This is a genomic window from Mesobacillus jeotgali, assembly GCF_014856545.2.
Classification (GTDB): Bacteria; Bacillota; Bacilli; order Bacillales; family Cytobacillaceae; genus Mesobacillus.
Genome location: NZ_CP109811.1, coordinates 2,736,196 through 2,757,331, shown reverse-complemented (window position 1 = coordinate 2,757,331; position 21,136 = coordinate 2,736,196). Strand labels below are relative to the sequence as shown.

At 39.0% G+C, this 21,136-nt stretch carries 26 protein-coding genes and 1 pseudogene; 20 read left to right on the top strand and 7 right to left on the bottom strand.

Annotated elements, in window-relative coordinates; translation table 11 throughout:
• Nucleotides 1-40: 40 nt before the first annotated feature.
• From FOF60_RS14055 to FOF60_RS14045, 3 genes are all read right to left on the bottom strand, one after another.
• Nucleotides 41-709 carry a hypothetical protein gene (locus tag FOF60_RS14055; protein WP_192471660.1) on the bottom strand — a complete coding sequence of 223 codons (669 nt, stop codon included), beginning with the start codon at nucleotides 707-709 and terminating at the stop codon, nucleotides 41-43.
• 69 nt (nucleotides 710-778) lie between these two features.
• Nucleotides 779-2,161, bottom strand: a complete 1,383-nt coding sequence (locus tag FOF60_RS14050) for an alkaline phosphatase (RefSeq protein ID WP_413632743.1) — start codon at nucleotides 2,159-2,161, stop codon at nucleotides 779-781.
• A 319-nt stretch (nucleotides 2,162-2,480) separates the two neighbouring features.
• Nucleotides 2,481-2,876 (bottom strand): hypothetical protein, encoded by a 396-nt coding sequence (locus tag FOF60_RS14045; protein ID WP_192471658.1) that lies wholly within the window; start codon nucleotides 2,874-2,876, stop codon nucleotides 2,481-2,483.
• 322 nt (nucleotides 2,877-3,198) lie between these two features.
• Between FOF60_RS14045 and FOF60_RS14040 the strand changes: the two genes are divergently transcribed.
• The 3 genes from FOF60_RS14040 (at nucleotide 3,199) to FOF60_RS14030 (ending at nucleotide 5,572) form a co-directional block, all read left to right on the top strand.
• A complete protein-coding gene (locus tag FOF60_RS14040) occupies nucleotides 3,199-4,137 on the top strand; it encodes a magnesium transporter CorA family protein (RefSeq protein WP_192471657.1) in 939 nt (312 codons plus the stop codon).
• Between the two features lie 117 nt (nucleotides 4,138-4,254).
• Nucleotides 4,255-5,385 carry a stage II sporulation protein P gene (spoIIP, locus tag FOF60_RS14035; protein ID WP_192471656.1) on the top strand — a complete coding sequence of 377 codons (1,131 nt, stop codon included), beginning with the start codon at nucleotides 4,255-4,257 and terminating at the stop codon, nucleotides 5,383-5,385.
• Nucleotides 5,378-5,572 carry a hypothetical protein gene (locus FOF60_RS14030; RefSeq protein ID WP_192471655.1) on the top strand — a complete coding sequence of 65 codons (195 nt, stop codon included), beginning with the start codon at nucleotides 5,378-5,380 and terminating at the stop codon, nucleotides 5,570-5,572. The genes spoIIP and FOF60_RS14030 overlap by 8 nt, the downstream gene beginning before the upstream one ends.
• A gap of 31 nt (nucleotides 5,573-5,603) precedes the next feature.
• Here FOF60_RS14030 and corA read toward each other — a convergent pair whose 3' ends face one another.
• A complete protein-coding gene (corA, locus tag FOF60_RS14025) occupies nucleotides 5,604-6,554 on the bottom strand; it encodes a magnesium/cobalt transporter CorA (protein ID WP_192471654.1) in 951 nt (316 codons plus the stop codon).
• A gap of 164 nt (nucleotides 6,555-6,718) precedes the next feature.
• Complete coding sequence (locus FOF60_RS14020; protein WP_192471653.1) at nucleotides 6,719-7,231, bottom strand: CBO0543 family protein; 513 nt, start codon at nucleotides 7,229-7,231, stop codon at nucleotides 6,719-6,721.
• 80 nt (nucleotides 7,232-7,311) lie between these two features.
• Between FOF60_RS14020 and FOF60_RS14015 the strand changes: the two genes are divergently transcribed.
• From FOF60_RS14015 to FOF60_RS13980, 8 genes are all read left to right on the top strand, one after another.
• Nucleotides 7,312-7,704 (top strand): VOC family protein, encoded by a 393-nt coding sequence (locus FOF60_RS14015; protein ID WP_192471652.1) that lies wholly within the window; start codon nucleotides 7,312-7,314, stop codon nucleotides 7,702-7,704.
• Nucleotides 7,705-7,794: 90 nt separating this feature from the next.
• Nucleotides 7,795-8,526: a ZIP family metal transporter gene (locus FOF60_RS14010; protein WP_192471686.1), complete on the top strand. Its 732-nt coding sequence runs from the start codon at nucleotides 7,795-7,797 to the stop codon at nucleotides 8,524-8,526.
• A 124-nt stretch (nucleotides 8,527-8,650) separates the two neighbouring features.
• Nucleotides 8,651-8,884: a group-specific protein gene (locus FOF60_RS14005; RefSeq protein ID WP_192471651.1), complete on the top strand. Its 234-nt coding sequence runs from the start codon at nucleotides 8,651-8,653 to the stop codon at nucleotides 8,882-8,884.
• Between the two features lie 214 nt (nucleotides 8,885-9,098).
• A complete protein-coding gene (locus tag FOF60_RS14000) occupies nucleotides 9,099-10,352 on the top strand; it encodes an MFS transporter (protein ID WP_192471650.1) in 1,254 nt (417 codons plus the stop codon).
• Between the two features lie 126 nt (nucleotides 10,353-10,478).
• The gene (locus FOF60_RS13995; protein WP_225650109.1) at nucleotides 10,479-11,054 is read left to right on the top strand and encodes a glycerol-3-phosphate acyltransferase; all 576 of its coding nucleotides are present in this window, start codon (nucleotides 10,479-10,481) and stop codon (nucleotides 11,052-11,054) included.
• Nucleotides 11,055-11,244: 190 nt separating this feature from the next.
• Nucleotides 11,245-11,430, top strand: coding sequence for a hypothetical protein (locus FOF60_RS13990; RefSeq protein ID WP_192471648.1), 186 nt, complete (start codon nucleotides 11,245-11,247; stop codon nucleotides 11,428-11,430).
• A 198-nt stretch (nucleotides 11,431-11,628) separates the two neighbouring features.
• The gene (locus FOF60_RS13985) at nucleotides 11,629-12,627 is read left to right on the top strand and encodes an NAD(P)H-dependent flavin oxidoreductase (RefSeq protein ID WP_192471647.1); all 999 of its coding nucleotides are present in this window, start codon (nucleotides 11,629-11,631) and stop codon (nucleotides 12,625-12,627) included.
• Between the two features lie 261 nt (nucleotides 12,628-12,888).
• The gene (locus tag FOF60_RS13980; protein ID WP_192471646.1) at nucleotides 12,889-13,464 is read left to right on the top strand and encodes an MEDS domain-containing protein; all 576 of its coding nucleotides are present in this window, start codon (nucleotides 12,889-12,891) and stop codon (nucleotides 13,462-13,464) included.
• 39 nt (nucleotides 13,465-13,503) lie between these two features.
• Here the strand turns inward: FOF60_RS13980 and FOF60_RS13975 are convergent.
• Nucleotides 13,504-14,478, bottom strand: a pseudogene (locus FOF60_RS13975) (LacI family DNA-binding transcriptional regulator).
• An 87-nt stretch (nucleotides 14,479-14,565) separates the two neighbouring features.
• Between FOF60_RS13975 and FOF60_RS13970 the strand changes: the two are divergent.
• The 7 genes from FOF60_RS13970 (at nucleotide 14,566) to FOF60_RS13940 (ending at nucleotide 18,836) form a co-directional block, all read left to right on the top strand.
• Nucleotides 14,566-14,691, top strand: coding sequence for a hypothetical protein (locus FOF60_RS13970; RefSeq protein WP_264647562.1), 126 nt, complete (start codon nucleotides 14,566-14,568; stop codon nucleotides 14,689-14,691).
• Nucleotides 14,692-14,901: 210 nt separating this feature from the next.
• Nucleotides 14,902-15,345 (top strand): aminotransferase yhxA, encoded by a 444-nt coding sequence (locus FOF60_RS13965; RefSeq protein WP_192471645.1) that lies wholly within the window; start codon nucleotides 14,902-14,904, stop codon nucleotides 15,343-15,345.
• 15 nt (nucleotides 15,346-15,360) lie between these two features.
• Complete coding sequence (locus tag FOF60_RS13960) at nucleotides 15,361-15,759, top strand: DUF350 domain-containing protein (protein WP_192471644.1); 399 nt, start codon at nucleotides 15,361-15,363, stop codon at nucleotides 15,757-15,759.
• Nucleotides 15,760-15,774: 15 nt separating this feature from the next.
• Nucleotides 15,775-16,239: an RNA helicase gene (locus FOF60_RS13955; RefSeq protein WP_192471643.1), complete on the top strand. Its 465-nt coding sequence runs from the start codon at nucleotides 15,775-15,777 to the stop codon at nucleotides 16,237-16,239.
• A gap of 10 nt (nucleotides 16,240-16,249) precedes the next feature.
• Nucleotides 16,250-17,479 (top strand): glutathionylspermidine synthase family protein, encoded by a 1,230-nt coding sequence (locus FOF60_RS13950; protein ID WP_192471642.1) that lies wholly within the window; start codon nucleotides 16,250-16,252, stop codon nucleotides 17,477-17,479.
• 18 nt (nucleotides 17,480-17,497) lie between these two features.
• Entirely contained in the window at nucleotides 17,498-18,529 is a 1,032-nt protein-coding gene (locus FOF60_RS13945) for an ion channel (RefSeq protein ID WP_192471641.1), read from the top strand.
• A gap of 106 nt (nucleotides 18,530-18,635) precedes the next feature.
• Entirely contained in the window at nucleotides 18,636-18,836 is a 201-nt protein-coding gene (locus FOF60_RS13940; RefSeq protein ID WP_101641882.1) for a cold-shock protein, read from the top strand.
• A 200-nt stretch (nucleotides 18,837-19,036) separates the two neighbouring features.
• Here the strand turns inward: FOF60_RS13940 and FOF60_RS13935 are convergent, their stop codons facing one another.
• On the bottom strand, nucleotides 19,037-19,558 hold the full coding sequence (locus FOF60_RS13935; RefSeq protein WP_192471640.1) for a MerR family transcriptional regulator: 522 nt from the start codon (nucleotides 19,556-19,558) through the stop codon (nucleotides 19,037-19,039).
• A gap of 353 nt (nucleotides 19,559-19,911) precedes the next feature.
• On the opposite strand from FOF60_RS13935, the gene FOF60_RS13930 reads away from it, so the two are divergent.
• The gene (locus FOF60_RS13930) at nucleotides 19,912-20,400 is read left to right on the top strand and encodes a YdcF family protein (RefSeq protein ID WP_319801531.1); all 489 of its coding nucleotides are present in this window, start codon (nucleotides 19,912-19,914) and stop codon (nucleotides 20,398-20,400) included.
• Between the two features lie 48 nt (nucleotides 20,401-20,448).
• Entirely contained in the window at nucleotides 20,449-21,132 is a 684-nt protein-coding gene (locus FOF60_RS13925; protein ID WP_264647560.1) for a hypothetical protein, read from the top strand.
• The last annotated feature ends 4 nt before the right edge of the window (nucleotides 21,133-21,136 follow it).

The window sequence follows — 21,136 nt, the reverse complement described above, 5'->3', positions numbered from 1 at the left end:
TTAATAAAGGGCGTGGATATGGATCCGCGCCTTTTGGATTCTAAAATTGGATTGAAATTGTTTGTTCCTTGGAGATATCATCTTCACTTTTACTTAAAACTTTACTGGTCGTAATCTGGGTGGATTTTATATCAGGGTTCTCAACGATGACTCCAATATTCCCGGCTTTCTTTTCACCGGGGCGGATTACACCATTTAGTTCTTCCAAATAAATATCATCTTCCCAAGTTTTCTTTTCTCCTGTGTCAGATTCAATGATGGCAACGGGAGCGAAATTCAACACTTCTTCTGACTTGTTTTCGATCTCTACAAAGATTTTCATAAAAGTAAATCGCTCTTCATCTGTATAGCTGTGAAAAAAGTCTATTAAACTATAGTCGGGATGGTATTCGATTATTTTGGCTTCTTTAACAACCATTTCAATTGGCCCTGTTTCAATCCTTTGATCCATTTTTTTGTAGCTGATTAACTTGGCGTAACCTTTCTCATCTCGAACAGTTTCACCGACACTCAGTAAAGTTCGATCATCTGTAACCTGGGGGTTCGGTACATAGTCATTCATAGATTTACGGGGAGGGGGAGTATCTTCATTTTGTTCTTTCTGGACCGATTCCTCTTTTTCTATTTGTTCTGGCGAATTGGAATTTCCTTCGAGGCTGCAGCCGACAAGGAAAGACATTAGCACTATCCATACAATAAAATTTCTCATTTAGCACCTTCCAGCAGTTGATAAACAGACTTCCCGCTGCCTGAAAGACAGCGGGAGGGGTCTTTTGATTTATTTATCTTCAATTTCAATTTCTTTATTACCGTTTTGCAGGATGCTGAAAACATGTTTCGCAAGGTCAGTGTTTTCAATTTTTCCAGCCAGAGCTTCTCTTGTTGGTCCAAATGCATAGACGTTTACATCTTCACCGGTGTGTCCGCTAGTTGTCCAGCCTGTATGCGAACGGTGGTTGAAGATTTCTTCAATCGCATGATCGATTTCTGCCAGTTCTCCTTCAGCAGCAGTTTTGACTGAATCTATTTCTTCAGAAGTCAATTCTAAGTCAATATATTTGGAGAGTGTTTCTTCGACATTCGCACCATTGGCAATTTCAGCTGCCATGAAGTCCGGTGTGCGTTTAGCTGCTTTAATTGGTTCAGGGAACCAGTTATAAATTCCGTCAGCACCAATTGAATAGCCGCCTGTTGAGTGATCAGCTGTAGCTATTACAAGAGTATGCTTATCCTTTTTCGCAAAATCAATCGCTGCTTTGAACGCTTTTTCGAAGTCTTCCATCTCACTCATAGCACCAACGATATCATTATCGTGTCCTGCCCAGTCGATTTGGCTGCCCTCTACCATCAAGAAGAAGCCGTCTTTATCTTTATTCAATCTTTCAATTGCTGAAGTAGTCATTTCTTCAAGAGATGGGACGTCTTCTGTACGGTCAATCATTTTAGGAAGGCCTCGAGGGGCGAACAATCCCAGGATTTTATCATTATGATCGCTTTTTAACTCTTCTTTAGTAGAAGCGTAACTGTAGCCGTCCTTTTGGAATTCTTCAATTAGGTTGCGGTCTTCGCGATCGAATAGATCAGTGCCTCCGCCTAGAAGTACATCGACCTTGTGTTCGCCGTTGATTAAATCATCGTAGTAGTCTTCTGCAATAGCATTCATATTTCTGCGGCTTTCATCATGCGCACCGAATGAAGCCGGAGTGGCATGGGTGATTTCGGAGGTAGCAACGAGTCCTGTTGCTTTACCTTGTTCCTTGGCCGATTCCAGAACGGTTTTGACATCGGATTTGTCATTATCGACACCAATTGCGGCGTTATATGTTTTAACACCTGCTGACATTGCTGTAGCCGATGAAGCTGAATCTGTAATGTTTTCTTCAGGATCCTCTGCATAAGTAGACTGCTGTCCAACAAGGTATTTATCGAATTCTGTTCCTTCTGCAAGCTTAGTATTTGGGTCGTCTTTTAAGTAACGGTAAGCGGATGTATAGGATACCCCCATACCATCACCAATCAAGAAAATGACGTTCTTTATTTTAGCATTATTATGTTTAGTAGATTCCTTTGCGTCAGCTGTAAAAGCTCCCGAAAGACCGCCAATAGCGAGAGATGAAACGACAGCAAACGGAATCAATTTCTTTTTGAAGTTTCTATTCATGTTCATTTTCCCTCCAAATTACTAGATTTCAAGCTTATTATAGTATATTTTTTGAAGATTTCTTCTTGTGAGAAAAAGAGTGGTTACCTGCTGAATAAAGCAGAATGGGAAATATGAATCAGTAAGAAGGGGAGAGGTGTAACCAAAGGATTATATATATAAAGTCAGGTATACGGAAAGGTAGATAGAATGTATCGATAAATGATGTGTTTTTTTAATGAAAATAGTTGGTGTGCCAAAAGATGTGTTTTTAGGAAGCAGGTGAATTTTAGAGGAAATTAAAAAGGCGAACCGAGGATTCGCCTTTTTACGTTACTATTTACCAGCCGGCTGGAAGCATTGCCACCGGCATAAGGGATACCTTATAAGTGTATCCACCATCCTTTGTTCCAGTTGGCCATAAAGCTGTTGCCATATAGATGACTTTAATAGAGTTATCCTGTGAGAACTCTGTTACATATACAATTCTGTCAGCCATGAAGCCAATTTGTTCTTGTGTCCAAAGGATCCTGTCAGCCATGAAGCCAATTTGGTTAACTGTGTAAAGAACTCCATCCAATGTTTGTGAATAAGAATCAGCACCCATTTGTCCTACTGTTACCAGTACATCTGCTGTTGTAGTAGCAGCTTCAGCTTTTTGCTGTGGAATACCAACAGCAAGTATAGATAGAACCATTGCAAAAGCAATGAATGTTTTTGTCATTTTGTTTACCATATTAAATTTTCCTCCTTATTATACCCTATCGGGTATTTAATGTAGTTTCTACTATATACCCTATTGGGTATAATGTCAATTATTTTATTAAAACTTATTTTTCATTCCAAGTTTCCATTGTAGTTTGACCACGTCGGGAGTAAGATGTAAGAGGTGAAAACAGAAAGGAGTTGGTATCTTTGGGTTATTCAAAAGAACCTGATCCCGATAGGTGCGGGGAAGTCGATCATCTATTAGATTTGATACAATTGAATGCTGCAAGACTATCAACTCTTAAAAAAGGTAGTTGGCTTCCTCAATAATTGAAGAGGAGGTTGATCAAATGCTGGAAATTTTTAAAAGCAGTGAAGAAAGACATTTAATACGTGTTGATGAAATTATAAAAGGCTGTTGGGTTAATATGGTACATCCTTCTGAAGATGAAATCATCAGAGTGGCGAATGAAACAGGAGTCGCAGTTGATTTTATAAAGGATGCACTTGATGATGAAGAGCGGCCGAGAATTGAAAAGGAAGACGGAATTGTTTATATAATTGTTGACTATCCGTACATCACACATGATGAATCAGGTTTCCCAATCTATGAAACCATCCCAGTTGGAATCATTCAAACGCCGAATTGTATCATAACTGTTTCACTCAAAGAGACGCCTGTATTGAATGAATTCAAGTCAAATAGAGTCAAGGAATTTTATTCTTTTAAGAAAACGAGATTTGCCTTGCAAATCCTTTATGTAATTTCTATATATTACTTACGTTATCTGAAACAAATCAATAAAAAGACAAATGAGATCGAGCGTGAGCTCCACCAGTCGATGAAAAACAAGGAATTGTATGCATTTCTCGCATTAGAGAAAAGTTTGGTTTACTTTACGACATCACTTAAATCCAATAAAGTCGTTCTTGCCAAGATCATGCGCTTCAATTACTTGAAAATGTACGAAGAAGACAAGGATTTGCTTGAGGATGTCATCATTGAAAATACCCAGGCCATTGAAATGGCTGAGACATACAGCTCCATTTTAAGCGGAATGATGGATGCATTTGCTTCTATTATTTCAAATAATCTAAATATGGTGATGAAGTTTCTTACATCGATTACCATCATTCTATCGTTTCCGACGATGGTAGCAAGCTTTTATGGCATGAACGTTAATCTTCCATTTCAACATAGTCCGTATGCGTTTATCCTGGCAATTAGTATGGCCGTCTTATTGGCGGGATTAACCGCATTCATTTTTTGGAAAAAGAAATATTTCTAACTGAGCGTCTGGACATCTGTCCAGGCGTTTTTTAGTCTAAAATCTTCATTTGTACATATTTATGGATTAACAGAGAGTGTACTTACAAATTGGTATCACATGCAAAAGGGTGATTGAATGGCTGGAATATTGGTCAATTTTTATAGAAAAATGGTTTCGACTTTAATTATCATTGTTTGCACATTCAGTTTTTTTCTAATAGCCGGTTTCATTTCTTCTTCGAACATCAGCATTTTTAAATTCAAAGTAAACGGAGATATTGGTGCAGAAGTTTTCTTGAGGATCATAAGTTATGAGAATCCATTGATTGGACATGCATTGACAGGATCCAATACTGATTTACCTATATTCTCTACTGGATTTAAATTGCTTACAAACATTGAAATGAATGACCTTAGGAGTCTGGTCAGGACCGGAATCCCAGGGTTTATGGCATTTGATTCAAACTTCCTAATTGCCGATGAAGGCGTTGATTTTACGGATATCCCAATCGAATCTGCTCCTCCAATGGAGGTTCTGCTGCAGGAAAGGAATATGGCAGCGAATGAATTGGAGGAGCTGAACAGCGGGAAAATATACACCGGTTCATCCCCACCAGAAAAATCGGTATTTATTTATCATACTCACAGCTGGGAATCCTACCTGCCATTGCTTGGACTGGAAGGAGCAGAGAATGAAAATGAGGCTGTTGATGGAAAGACAAATATCACTATTGTAGGTGAATTGTTAGGCAAGGAATTAGAGAAAAGAGGAATTGGAGCAAGGGTAGATAAGACCAATATAGGCCAGGAGCTTGATGAAAAAGGGTGGCTGACTCATAGGTCATATGAGGTATCACGTTCTTTGGTCCAAGAGGCAATGGCTGGCAACCAGAAATTAGAGTATTTTATTGATCTTCATCGAGACTCTGTCAGAAAAGATTCAACAACAGCTATGATTAATAATGAGCCTTACGCCAGATTAGTTTTTGTAATAGGCGAGGAAAATAAGAACTTCCAGAAGAACCTGAAGTTTGCAAACGAGCTTCATAAAATCCTTAATAAGAATTATCCAGGGATCAGCAAGGGAGTCTTGCCCAAAAAGGGAATCGGCGTAGATGGAATATACAATCAGGATCTGCATGCAAACACTGTGGTAGTTGAAGTTGGCGGTGTCGACAATAATATGAAAGAATTAAAAAATACAATAGAAGCTTTAGCAGATGCAATCAGTCAGCTTTACTGGAAGGCGGAAGAAGTAAATGGCTGATGAGCATGAGAAATATTTCTGGCTTGTATGGACGATCGCCACTTCGATGTTAGCGTTTTATTATTTCCCGTTCACAGTTACAATTGCATTTTTCATATCAGGAATTATGATAAGCAGTAAATGCTTGATCGAGGATTTTATAAACCTGAAGCAGGACGATGAAAAGCAAAACGAAAAAAACCATTGAAGCCTGTGCTGTGGCTTCAATGGTTTTTGCTTTATTTAAACCAGCCCTTTTTCCTGAACCAGAAGAACATGGTCATTCCTATGACAAACATGGCAAACAATGCTCCAAAGTATCCAAACCGCCAGGACAGTTCTGGCATATTCTCAAAATTCATCCCGTAAATTCCCGCAATGAAGGTGAGGGGCATGAAAATTGTTGTGATCACAGTCAGTACTTTCATTACCCGATTGGTTTCATGGGAATTGATCGACAAGTAGCTGTCACGCATATCTGTTGTTAGTTCACGGCTTGCCTCCACTTTTTCAGCTAGCCTTAATAAATGGTCATGGATGTCCGCAAAATACTCTTTTTGTTCTAGTATTCCGGAAAGGCGATGAGAATTAATCATCCTGTATACCAGATCCCTCATTGGAGTGATGGTATGCCTTAATGAGAGCAGTTCATGTCTAGTATCAAATAGATCTTCAAGAAGTGCCTCCATTGACCGGTCGGCTGAATTCTCATCAATATCATTCAATAAGTCCTCAATTCGATAGACATGAGGGAAGTAATTATCGACGATCTTATCCAAAACATGATAGAGAACAATCGATGGGTTCCATTCACCAGGTGTCTTTGCAAGCTCTAGTCTCTTCCACACATCTTCAACTTCACTAGTGCGGACGCTATGGTATGTAACAATGTAGTTTTGGCCAAGGAATAAATCAACCTCTTCTTTTTGCATAGACTCCCCGTTCAATGCCTGAAAAACAAAAAAATGATAATCATCATAATAATCGAGCTTAGGTCTTTGAAGTGTATGGATACAATCTTCAATGGATAAGGGGTGAAACTGCAATGGCGAGTTCAATAATTGGATTTCTTCATCAGTAGGTTCACTGAAATCGATCCAATACCAATGATTGGTTTCTGAAAGTAATGCGTCGATGCTTAGACCAGTTTGGATATCCCCTAAAGGACTAACAGAAATTGTTCGTATCATAACTTCTCCCGGAAAACTGTAATCTAGGCCATTTTATTATAATTGCTTATTAATCAAAGCAAGCAATTTTGCATGTTGTTAATAACCTCTTTCTATTATATTAGCAATGCTGTCCAGGAATCAAAGCAGAAGCCTGAAACATATTAATTGGCCTAGGCTGGAGACTACTTCAAGTCACCGAATGACGGATGATGGAAATAGAGCAGTATTGCTATAATCGGAATAGAAAGCAAGATGCCGTATAATGGCCGTTTATAGTGGATGCCGAGGACAGAAAACATAATGACATTGAAGATAGCCGAATGAATGATTCCCCATCCATTATCATAAATAAACATTCCAGTCCTTTGGAAAAAGTATTCAACAACAGTAAATGCAGTTACCCATGCGGCTAGATAGGATAGATAATTTTTAAACATTTTTGGGATATAGTTAAGATAGACCATTAACATGCTGGGAATGATGATCAAACTAAAAGTCAGATCAATGAATGTATGATTCAGCCATGGTGATTTTGGATTATATGCCCATAACGTATGATTGAAGAATATGAAGTTATACATTAAATTACATATGATATAAAATTGAATCGTTGGGTAGAAATTCTTCCATCGTTTCCAATCAACCAAAAAATAAGCGAGTATCAGAATAACCGCCACGGCAATAGCAAAATACATAACATGACTTCCTTTTTTATTTTGTCTTAGTCTTTCCAATTGCAGGGTCCAAAATACAAAACAAGTTTTTTGCCAGGAGGATGTTAGAGGTGCTGCACCATGTTGAAATCAATGTAACCGATTTAAAAAAAGCCATTGAATTTTGGGGCTGGTTTTTAAGCGAGTTGAACTATGAAGTCTATCAGAAATGGGATAGGGGCATAAGCTGGAAGTTTAAAACGACCTATATAGTTTTTGTGCAAACTGAAGAAAAGTTCATTGATGCTGGATATCATCGATCCCGCGCCGGTTTGAATCACCTAGCTTTTTATGCAGAATCACGGGAACATGTGGATCAAATGACGGCAAAACTTAAGGAAAGAAATCTTTACATTCTCTATCAAGACAGACACCCTTTTGCAGGGGGAGCAGATCACTATGCAGTGTTTTTTGAAGGTCCTGATCGTATGAAGGTTGAACTGGTTGCACCATGATCACATTGATTAATTTTTTCCAAGTGTAACTTCCTGATTTAAGGGGAAAAGTATTTTACTTTTGTAAATTAGGAGGCATTGGAAAAAGTTATGGCAGAAGCATTTTTAGGAATTGTCATCTCTGCAATGGCAACAGGTTTCGGAGCAATTCCTGTCTTATTTCTAAATAATGTCTCATCAAGGTTAAAGTCATTACTTCTTGGTTACGCTTCAGGGATTATGATGGCGGCCACAACCTTCAGTTTAATACCAGAATCTTTGAAAGCATCAAATATCTGGGTATTATCCTTCGGTATGTTATTAGGGACATTTGTATTAAATTTCATTCATTCAAAGACGGAAGATCTGGACACAAGTGACTTTAAATTTTTATCGGGCGTTGATCGAAAAACATTAGTCATCATTACAGCAATTACTCTCCATAATTTGCCTGAAGGGTTGTCAGTAGGGGTAAGTTATGGAGTGGGCGAAGAAAATCTTGGTGGAATTATTGCCTTTGCAATCGGACTGCAAAACGCCCCCGAAGGATTTCTCGTTGGGCTTTATTTACTTCATCAGAAAATGTCCAGATTAAAGGCACTTATGATTGCAACTTTTACAGGGGCTGTAGAAATAGTGACAGCAGCTATTGGATATTTCCTCGCTTCTGAAGTGGATGGCCTCGTACCCTATGGTTTGAGTTTTGCCGCGGGGGCTATGCTCTTCGTTATATACAAAGAACTGATACCAGAAAGCCAGGAAGATCACCATGTGAAATTTCCAACGTATTCATTTATCATCGGCTTGATTTCAATGCTCTATCTTACTATACATTTCGGGTAGCAAAAGACCTTGAATTCTTGGCCATAAAACTATCCATAAGATAGAAGAGAATCAGAAATAAAGTTTTGGGTAAAACGGAGAGAGTCTGGTATTCTAATGGTATCTAAACTAGGAGGGATCATTTATGGGAGAATGCAAAATTGACCACAGCAAAACGGATGTCCAGGAGAAATACCAATCGCAGAAGGAGTTCCTGCCAAAGGACATGCAGCCATTGTTCGACCAATTTTTTCAGGAAGAACATACCCAGGACATCTTGAATGAGGTATTTCATTTGCTTAAGAAGTATGACCTTGCGACAGAGGAAGAAAGAAGCGAACGGAACAATAGATTGAACTTAGTTCTAAAGAATGTGTAATGGAGTGCGAAGGAGCCATGTGCTCCTTTTTTTTTGGGTAAAAATCAGAGTGAACAAATCAAAAGATGACTAGAAAGCAAACATGAATTTACAGAAGATTCTTTGTTTATTTTGTAAATAAAAAACTTATTGTCAGGAAAAACCAGAAGGAGTAAAATTAGGTGGATATTTCGATATCCAAAATAATTTGAATGATTCGAAAGAAGAGGAATGTATGGAAAGTCCTTCACAAATAACGAAGAGGAATGAAAAGAATAGCATTATAAATGGTGTCGCTTCAACAATTGTCACAAGTATGAGCAATAACTACTTTGCATTATTTGCAATTAGTGTCCTTGGTGCTACGAATTATCAAGTTGGCTTAATCAGTTCTCTGCCTCAAATAGTTGGCATGTTCGCTATGATTCTTGGTACCGTGATCATGGGCAGGCTGAAAGAAAAAAAGAGATTTACTGGTACCTCGATTATGTTTACTCGTTTATTTTTGCCAGGAATGTTTTTGGTCATTTACCTGCCGGAAGAATACAGGGCCTGGACATTTGTATTACTGATCGGCCTTATGAATCTCCCCGGTTCCTTCGCAATGCTCAGCTGGCAGTCATTTATCGGAGACCTTATTTCAGACAGCCGCAGAAGCAGTTTTTTTAGTGAGAGGAACAGGATACTGACCATTGCTGGCATGTTTACGACATTGTTGATTGGAGTAGGGCTGCAATGGTTTGATAAGTCGGATCCGCTGCCATATCAAATTCTCTTTATTATCGCATTTCTCTTTGGGATTATTGAAGTTGTATATTTAAATAGACATATAGAACAGAAGAAAGAAATCGTTAGAGACAAGAAACGTTTTAATTTTGGCTGGGATGCATATACACATAAACCATTCATTTATTTTCTGATCTGCGGTTTGTTCTTTAATTTTGCCTGGCAGCTGGCCTGGCCTTTGTTTAATATTTACAACATCAAAGTCGCTCATATGACTGGGTTCTGGATTAGCATCATAACTGTGGCGAATCAAGTTGGCCAGATTATCAGCTTTAAGTGGTGGGGAAGGATGGCTGACAAGCACAGCAATGCTAAAATGCTGGCGTTTACAGCCATAGGAATGGCATCGGCACCATTCCTTACGATACTCTCAACAAATATGTATTACCTGACCTTTGTCAATTTTACTTCTGGTCTGTTTGTTTCGGGAACAGTGCTTTTGTTATTTAATCAGCTGCTAGAAGTGACGAAGGAGGAGAATCGGGGCAGTTTTATCGCACAATACAATATCTTGTTAGCGATAATTGGTTTTATCGCACCGCAGGTTGGGGTTTACCTGCTCCAATTAAGTTCAATTGATACGGCCATGAATCTAGCAGCAGCTTTACGTTTGGTATCAGGCGCCGTATTTATACTATTCTATTTCTATATGAAAAATGATAGGGAAGTGGGCCGCCCTCTGTTTGACCAGGCAACTAAATAGGAAAACAAGGATAGAAATCATTCCCGGTCAACTAAGGCCGGGTTTTTTTGGATTTTTAGTTGAAGGAATTTAAAGGCTTTTAACCGAATAAACTTTACTAATATTATTTGGACAGGTTGTGTTGCCATGATTATTTTTAATTATTTTTTATTTTCATATCTTGTTGGCAGCTTGATGGCCGGCTATTTCGTTGTTAGGTTCCTTGGGAGAAAGGATATAAGAGTTGAGGGCAGCGGCAACGTTGGGGCTAGGAACGCAGGCCGGGTACATGGAAAGGTATCATTTGTTTTGACTTTTCTTGGTGATGCGCTAAAAGGGGCAATTGTAATCCTTCTTGGTGAATATTTAAAACTGCCGCCTGAATTCATCCTAACTGGACTGGGATTCGCGATACTGGGCCATGTTAAGCCAATTACTTTAAAATTTAAAGGTGGAATGGGGATCTCAACATTTATAGGAGGCATGCTCGCGTTCGAACCGTTAACAGCCTTGGTCATTATTTCGGGTTTTCTTTTGCTTTATCCCTTTTTAAAAAGTTTTACATTTGCAGGACTCGGCTCCTTTGTTTTAATACCTCTTTGTTTTTATTTTCTTGGAATTCAGCCTCTCGTCATTCTTATTACAAGTGTTCTTGTGATGATCATAATATACATTCACCGTGAAGATATTTCTGAAAGGCTAGAAAAAAGAGAAAAAAAATAAAAAGGGGTGCACAAAGCAGACAAGCAAATCCTTCTGCTGAATATATTATAAGAATAGAAGCAGTGGAAGGAATGATGCATTTGAAGGTAATACCATGACTCAAACTAAAACCAGTTAATGTTTAGGATTTGCACATTTTAAGGTAAAGAATTGAATAGGATATTGTATCCATTTGAAAGGAGCCTGAAATATGTGGAACTGGCTTTGGCTCTTACTGCTGCCAATCGTTGTTTTGCTGCTGATAGAAGAAGGAAGCCAATTTATTTGGCGCAGGTATTTAAAGAACCCGAAAGAAAGGAATAATACGATATTTGTCCGTACTCTGAATAGCCTAAAAAAAATCCAGCAGAAATATCGCAAGGATCCTTCGCATTGATGCAGGATTCTTTTTTAAGCTCTTCTCATTAACTTTACTGCTTCCTCAAATAGTTTGTACGTGTACGAAAAGAAACAATCCCTTCGAGAAAAAAGTCTTTTTGTAAAATAATAAATCTTCATCAAGATTGAAAAAAGCTGAAAGTTAAACTATGATATAGATATTCAGAAAATTTAGAAATGTAGAAGGGATGATACGATGAGTAAAGTTATTCCGGAAAACTGGTGGGACCAACTCTCTGTTCCTGCAATAGCTGCCCCGATGTTTCTTGTTTCAGGTCCTGATTTGGTAAGTTCCTGCTGCAGAAATGGAGTAATTGGGTCATTTCCAGCTCCGAATGCCAGACCAATTGAAGTTCTTGACGAATGGATGGGTAGATTAAATGCCGATTTAGCAGAAGCAAAAAAACAAGAGCCAGAACGGAAAGTGGCACCCTGGGCTATGAATATGGTGGTACATAGTACATACAGCAGGCTTGAAGAAGAGCTTGATTTGATTAAAAAGCATAAACCTCAATTGGTCATCACGTCACTTGGCAGTCCTAAGAAAGTGGTAGACATTGTCCATGAATATGGAGGCCTTGTTTTCTCTGATGTCAGTGATGTGAAGTTCGCAAAAAAAGCTGCGGAGACAGGAGTTGACGGGCTGATTTTGGTCGCGAATGGTGCAGGTGGCCATGCTGGGGAACTGAATAGCTTCGCATTTGTGGATTCTGTACGAACTTTCTGGGATGGGATTATTGTTCTTGCAGGCTCAATCACCACTGGAAGAGCAGTACTTGCTGCCCAGGCAGCAGGAGCAGACCTAGCTTATATGGGGACAAGATTCATTGTGGCACAAGAGAGTATGGCGAATGATGAATATAGGCAGATGGTGGTCGATGCAACACAAGAGGACCTTATTCTCACCGATGCTTTCTCAGGAGTCAAAGCGAATATGCTGAAGCCAAGTATTGTTAGGGCAGGACTTGATCCAGAAACTCTCAAGAAAAAGGATACTGTTAATTTTGATACGATGCAAAGAGAGACAAACGCTAAAGCCTGGAAAGACATTTGGTCAGCAGGGCAGGGAGTTGGCGCTATTGAGAAAATCCAGTCAGCAGCGGAAATTATTAGCCAGTTAGAAATTGAATACAGAGAAGCTTTAAGTGATTTGAACACTAAAGCCAGTAAACTCAAGACTTTTGTTATGGACTAACTAAGTTCACTCACCGTACATTAAACGCTCGGTGAGTTTTTTGTAGGCACTTTTCGTGAACATGCATTCACAACTTGAAATCTGAACCCGAACCATAGTCTTTGTAAAAAAATTGGATTTTAAATCCGTTTGTATAACTGGACTAGATTGAATCATAAACAAGTTTAATTTAATGGCAAGAAATATGTTAATATAAAGGGTATATTTTGAATATACGAATTCATTGTTTGTTTCCCTTGAATTCAGGAGGAGACTGATACAATGCACAAAAATTTCGAGGACCTGATCTCGACTGTAAAAGTAAATGGAAATGGAGCACATATTTTTTATGCTTTTGAAAATGAAGAGAAATATATTGAAAATCTGATAATCTATACTGCAGCGGCTATCGGTCTGGGCAACCATATCATGATCATAGAAAATGACAGGATTATGCCTGAACTGCAGAATAGAATTAATGTTGAATTTAACGAGCAACAACAGGAAATGATCCACACCATTAATAATTATGACTTCTATTGCTATCGTGGCAACTTTAATAAGGAAACGATTTTAAGTTATTTAGACAATATGATTGCGCCTTTTTTGGAAAAAAATATTCCGGTACAGACATGGGCTCATGTGGAATGGAGAGACCAGGAACAAATCTTCAAGGATCTGGGGGATTACGAAAAAGAAGCAGATGCAATGATTAAATCCACAAATTTAATCTCCGTTTGCGGTTATGATTCCAATAGGGTCCCAGACTCATTAAAAGCCATTTTAATGGATTCCCACGATTATTACATGACAGATGATACTATTAAGCTGATCGATCGTAAAACCAGAATACAATAACAACAAACCTGCCAAAATTGGCAGGTTTGTTTTTTGGTTTTAAACTGATTGTCGCTGAATTAATCTAAATGGCAGGGTAACCTTTTTGGCATATTTATCATTACCAGATCGCTTGATAAATGCATTAAAGGCAGTTGTACCTAATTGTTTAGTGGGTATGTCGATTGTCGTGATTCCCAAAATTTCAGATATTGGGTGATTATCAAAGCTCAATACGGCTACATCCTCAGGTACATCAAGACCTTGTTTCATGGCTTCCGTGATAATTCCAGCTGCAACTTGATCATTACCGACTAGAAAGGCAGTTGGCTTTTCTCTCATTTCTAAAAATCGGTACACCACTTTTTTTCCATCCTGAATAAGTAAACACTTACCATTAATCCATTCTCTATGAACTTTCTGGCCAATCATCTTCATCTTTTCCTCATATGCCTTCTGTCGCTTCTTGCTATTTGTTCCTTCAAGTCTTCCAAGACAGATGGCGATCCTCTCATGACCATTGGAAAGTAAATATTCCAACCCAAGGTTGAATGCATCAACATGCTGGATTGAAATCGAAGGAAACTCGTCTTGATCAGAATCCTCACATAACACAATCGGTCCGGCATCTTTATACTATAAAAGTGAGTCGAACGGAATAGCGCGTGAGGCAATAATAACTCCATCAATAAGGTGGCCTCGAAGTTGCTCTAATGCTTCAAATTCCTTTTCCAGGTTATAGCCTGTCTGGAAGATAACCAGCTGGATATTATGCTTAATCGCTTCTTCAGCGATACCTTCCAGGAGTTCAGAAAAATATGGGTGATTGATCGTTGGCAGTACGACTCCAACCATATTTGTCTTTCCTCGGGATAGATGGACAGCATTAATATTTGGACTGTAATTCAGTTCTCTTATGGTTTTCAAAACTGCTTCCCGTTTATCTGGACTAACATATGGATGGTTATTCAGCACGCGTGAAACAGTGGATACCGACACTCCTGCCAGTCGGGCAATTTCTCTGATATTAGCCATTTAAAAACCTCGCAAAGATTATTCTTGACCTGAAACGCGTTCCACAAATTATTGTAGATGCAAACATATTACAAAGGAGTTGTCATTATGCTTGCAGGAATTATTATGTTAACAGGTTTATGCCTATTAGAAATTATTTTAGCAAAAATCGCATTAGGAAACGCGGAAATAAAGGAATTTAACTTTGAGGAATTTTTTTATGGAAAAGATTGATTGTTAACAGAAAAAAACGAAACCAGATCATTTACACTTAATAGTACAACGGAGGGAGGAAGCGCCTTACTAATATAAGAATTCAGCATCACTGCGAGAGGAAAGTGTTACAATAAAAGGAAGGTTGTTATCTGGAAAGTAAGAAGGAAATTGAAACTTTTTCCCAGGTCTTCCGTAAGTATTTAAGTCAATAAGAAAGAGGTGAAATAAATGGGCAAAACAAAAAAGGTTATTGCAAGTATATCTGCTACGGCTTTGATGATGGGGCTCGCTGGTTGCAATAACAACCCACAGGCCATTCCGGACCGGGATTGGGAACCGGATGTATCTGGCGGTGAAGGGCAGGATTGGAATTCTGAACAAGGCCAGGATATTCCTCCCGTACCAGAAGGGACCGATTGTTCAGACTGGGAATGGGACAATGAAGATGGTGTCTGGGAATGTGATGATAACAACTCTCCATATTTCGGACATTACTTTTTCGCTGGCATGTTCTTTGCGAACCGATCATTACTTTATAAGAGCAATGACTATATGAAGTACAAGAACAGTTCCTCATTCAAAGGAGCAAGACTGGACAGTAATTATAAAAATACTTCGCCAAAGGGCAGTTCAGGATTCGGCAGCGGGTCAAGAAGCACTACTGGCGGTTAAGGGAGAGAAACAAAGATGAATTTATATTTGAATTTTGCCGCTTATTTAGGACTTGGATTGCTTTTGCTGACTGCAGGTGTCGGCTTATTCGTGCTGGCTACTCCGAAAATTAAGGAGTTTGAACTGATCGGTAAAAGAAATATAACAGCTGCTCTTTCACTTGGAGGGAAAATGCTGGGACTTGCTATCGTGCTTGGTGCAGCTGCTGAATATTCGATATCCCTCCTCGATATGGCGATTTGGGGCTCCATTGGGATATTTACGCAAATCATTGTATTCTTTGTCGCTGAGGTTGTCACGGTGAGATATAGTCTCCAAAAAGCGATTGAAGAAGATAACCGTTCAGTGGGTGTTATTCTCTTTACACTTTCCCTTGCAGTAGGCTGGATTGTCGCAAAAAGTCTGTCTTATTAGGAGGGGAAAGGGTCCATGGAAAAGCTAACCTACTTCATTCATGATGGAAAAGACAACTATGAACCATTATACGAATATACGATTCCGAATGTAGGGATCGATGAGTTTTATGCCCGCCAGCTTTGTACTTATTTCATTATTAAAGGAACCCAGTATGAACTGATATCCAATGAAATGGTTGGGGATGAAGAAATTCTCGTTCTTGAAGACCGGGGCAGGAACAATTATGTCATTGATGAGAAAAGTTATCGGGGAATGGGGATCCATGTTGAATTCCGCAGGTACAAAGAAAGTGAGAACTATAAGTTGCTATCAACTGTTCCTTGCCGGACTCACCTTGATGTAATCCGTTTTTTATTAAAGGATATTGTTGATATTCCTGGCTTTGGCCAGATGGCTGTCACCTCTACCGAAGTGGATGAAGATCGGGGAGTTTACGTTCTGTATGTGAAAGCCATTGGTGAAAACGACATGGAATAGGAGGCATTCCATGGAAAACTACAAAACAAAGAGAGACCATTTTTATCGTGGAATCAAGAATTTCTGGCCTGATTTGTATGGTGAGGAATATGCATTATATGATATTTCGACCATTGATCGGCGGGAAGCTGAAGCAATCCGGATCTGTACTAGCAGGGTCGGGAAAATTTTTTTCAAAGTCAGTGAACTCCTTAGAAATGTTAACACGGATACCTTAAGGGAACTTGGGTATCCGGATGAAACCCTCGAGTTTATAAGGCTCAGGACGTTAAAGATTGAAAGCGTAATTGCCAGGCTTGATCTGATTAAAACTGAGAATACATACAAGTGCATAGAGATAAATTCTGATACTCCAACATTCATTAAGGAATTATTTAATGTAAATGGTTCTGTTGCTGCTCAATTTGGTCTTGGGAACCCAAATGAGGGAATGGAAGATCAGCTAGCAAGAGCTGTCAGGTCTGCTGTCGCTTCATCAGCCAAATGGCTGGAGGAGACAGAGCCATATGTGGTTTTCACCGCGCATGAAGACAATATTGAAGACCGAAATACAGTCTTATATTTGCAGGATTTATATGGTCTGCCTTCGAGGTTCATTTCACTAGATAAACTAAAAATTATACGGGAGACTGGAATCTTTGATGAAACAGGGCGCAAAATTGACATCCTATACCGTCAGACATTCCCGATAGAAAGCCTTATCATGGATGAAGACAATTCGGGTAATAAAATCGGTTTATGGCTGCTTGAGCTAGTAAAAACAAAGAAATTGGCGATGATCAACCCTCCATCTGCCTTCTTATTGCAGAATAAAGCTGTACAGGCAGTCATATGGGGATTACATGAAAATAAGGATCCCTTTTTCACAGCCGAAGAGCATCAGTGGATTGAGGAATATTTCCTGCCTACATATTTGGAAGCGGAGCCATTTTGCAAAGGACAATTATCTTATGTCAAAAAGCCGATTTTCGGAAGAGAAGGAGACACAGTACAAATTTACAGCTCAACTGGTAACCTGATAATGGAAGAAGAACACAGGAACTACCAGGATGTCCCATCCGTTTTTCAGCAGTATATCGAGCTGCCTTCAACGACTTATTTTTCAGAAAAAGGGAAGAAACAGGGTCATATACTGACCGGAAGCTTTCTTGTTTACGGAAAACCATCCGCGCTCGGTTACCGTGTCGGAGGAGAAATTACAAACAATCTTTCATGCTTTTTACCAGTGGGATTGGCTTAAGAGAAAGGGGGTCCATCCATGTGGATTTTACAAAGGTTGTTTACGAAATTGCTGAAAATCAGCCTTTTTAAACTCACCTTGATTGTACTTGGTGTGATTTTATTAAGCAGCTTGATTATTAGAACACTAGAACCCGACACTTTTCCAAGATACCTCGATGCTGTTTGGTGGACAATGACAACGGTTGTAACGGTTGGTTACGGTGATTACTCACCCAGCAGTGACTTAGGCAGGGTTTTTACAATGGTCCTGCTTTATACAGTCGGGATTGGGGCAATGGGTATTATCATTGGAAAGATCTTTGATAGCTTGACTTTATATAAAAGAATGAAGGAGGAAGGGAAGTTGACCTATAAAGGAAAGGACCACTATATACTGATCGGTTCCTCCAGGGATAAACTGAAGAATGTCGTTGAGGAAATCCTGAACTCCAATGAAGAGTGTGACATAGTCATCGTTGATCATAGCAATGAATCGCCAGTGCAGCATGACCGCGTTCATTTTGTCAGTGGAAATCCTGCAGAAGAAGAAATTCTCATGCAGGCAAACATATTAGAGTCCAAGTCTGTAGCAGTCTTTACAGATGATCGCATTGAACTTCCTGAATATGCTGATGGAAAAACTTTGCTCATTGCATCAAGGGTAGAGCATATCTCAAAACAATCCAATAGAAATATTTATACGATTGCAGAAATCATGAAGGAAAAGCATATTGCCTTGTTCGAGCATGCCAATATTGATGAATTTATTTTATCCAATGAATCGGTATCTAAACTTATGGCTCAGGCGGCAATCTATCCTGGATCGAGCAAACTGTTTAAACAGCTTCTCAGCAATATGGAAGGGGAAAACCTCTATAAGATTGAGAAGAAGGCGCATTGGACTACCTACAAACAAGCAGCCATGGAGCTCTTTGACATGGGTGCCACACTCATTTCAGACGGAGAGGCTCTTGATATTGCCAGGAAACATAATGAACAAATTCCCGAAGGTACACAGATGTTCGTCATATGCGATGAGAAAACATATAAAAAAATTGCCGAAAGCTAAACCTTTGATAAAAATATTCTTTTTTAAGTTTAAAATGTTTTGGGAAGGATATAATAATCACGCAAGGTTAAATTGCAATTTTTTTAATCGCTAGGAGGCAACAATTGTGGAACGTGGTAAGGTAAAATGGTTTAACAGTGAAAAAGGCTTTGGGTTCATCGAACGTGAAGGCGGGGAAGATGTATTTGTACACTTCTCAGCGATCCAGGGCGAAGGTTACAAATCTTTAGATGAAGGACAAGAAGTTACATTTGATGTTGAACAAGGGCAGCGTGGCCCTCAAGCGACAAACGTACAGAAAGTCTAACTAAGGATATCTAAAACAGACTCAGATTTGCTGGGTCTGTTTTTTATTTGGCTTTCGCAACGGCAGTGCGCTTTTCGAAGTGACTTCAGGTTATAGATTGGATTAATTATCGTAAAAACCCAGTAGCAAGTATAACTTTTGATTTTGAAAGCAACAAAAGAGCTTTAGCAAAAAAAAGAACACATCCCTGATGTGCCAAATTAAAACCCAAAAAAGGAACTGATCATATTTCGCTTTCTGAATTTCTTTAAGGAAGAAATAGATGATAAAGATGGTTGATTTTCCTCTTTGGCCAATTGTTCCTGCTGTGCTGCGGCTTCTTCCATTCCTGTAATCACATCTTTCAGCCTGGCTACCTCATTTTGCAGTTCCTCAATTTCCCTGCGATGCTGAAGAATTTGATAAGATACTACTTCATCTGCCTTCCTGTCCAGCCTGCTTTCAAATTCCTCCATACGTTTCAGCAGCTTATCCACTGAGTAATCCCGATTCACAGCTGGTATAGCCGCTTTTCTGTGCTTTTTCCCTTTTATTTTCAAATCCTGCAAAAGAACTCCTTTATTAAGCTGTTCTTTGATGTCTTTTAAGACCTCGATGCTTTCTTCTGAAAATTGATAATGACCTAACTCCGTTCTCTCCATTTGAAGGTTTGCCTGCTTCACCCAGCGTTGAATTGTGCTCGGTGAAACCCCGAGCAGCTTTGCGACTGCGCTAGTATTCATGTTAATCCCTCCTCAATGTAATAAAATTTCGCTGTTTCTATTCCTTTTCCTTTCCTGGTGACAAAACTAGTTGGCTTTCGGCAAAGAAAGTGAAGAAACAGCATCATGTATCCTGTTAGAGAAAAGGATCCTGAATTTATTAGGTATAACAGTCGATATTTGATGTTTTTTATCCTTTTTTAAGAAAATTGCAAACTTTATATGGTAAACGATGGTAATATTAGATTAGCAATTCGAAGGTGGGAAAATCATGAAAAAAAAAGCATTGCTAAAAAAAGCTTGTGGCAGCATGCCTCCTCATTTCAGTATTCTATGTAGGTTTCCTGCATTATAAAATAGTTGAAAACCCTAAAATGGATGTGCCAAGGAATGCAGATTATTTGATCATTCTGGGAGCACGTGTGAAAGGAACTGTTCCATCACTGGCACTGCAATACAGAATTGACCATGCAGCAAATTATCTAAAAGACAATCCTGAGACTATTGCAATAGCCTCTGGCGGAAAAGGACCAGGGGAAGATATATCTGAAGCCGAATCAATAAAAAGGGAACTGATCGGACATGGAATTGAAGAATCAAGGGTCCTGCTGGAAGATAAGTCGACCGACACTTATGAAAATATCCGATTTTCAAAAGAACTCATACCCGAAGAAGCAGAAGTCGGCTTAGTAGTGACAAATGATTTCCATATTTACCGAGCAAAGATGATTGCAGATAATGAAGAATTGACATTAGCTGGTTTACCTGCAAAGACGCCAATTCAGGCAGTAATTAAATCATATACAAGAGAATACCTGGCGCTGACGAAATATTTTATCATTAGTCTATTCGGTTGGGAATAAGAAATAAAAAAAAATGAGGTGTTATATATGAACGCTCCGGGGGTTGTTTTGAATTTATTGGCTTGGGTTGCAATTTTTATACTGGCCAGGCGGATTTATAAGAAGCAGGATGTAAAACCAATTATATGGAAGCTGGCAATTGTCATTTTTGTTGGCTTATTCTCTTTCTCTATTAACCTTCCGTATATGGACCAGCAGATAAAACTAGCCATTCTTCCTCTTGGTGTATGGATTTTATATGGAATCTATTCACGGAAAAGTGAAGGCATAAGCTGGGATAATTATCGGAAATATGCCTGGTTGGGTTTCCTTGCCAATTTTATCTTTTTGGCAGTTTCGCTAATCAATCCACTAATTCATTCTGTCATATTTCCTGCCAATGAAATATCAACTTATCTTTCGGATATCAACAAAGCAAAGATCATTCAAACGCATCCTTCTGCTGGAAGTAAGGTATTAGACAGGGATTCTCTTCTTGTTCAATCGGACTCTATTAAAGAAGAGCCTGTCTATAGTGAAAAATGGTACTACGAAGCCTCTGAATCTGCGGTTGAACTTTCAAAAGCGGAAGAACGGTTTCCTTATCAGCTTGCTGGAACTGAAGCAAAATGGGGAAGCGGCATGGATCCTGTGATTTTTATTGAACAAGATGGAAAAGGAATCTTAATCTCTACAGGACAAAAGCAAGTATATTTTCGTGCCGAAAAATCTTTGCTGAAGAAGGGGGAGTAACTTC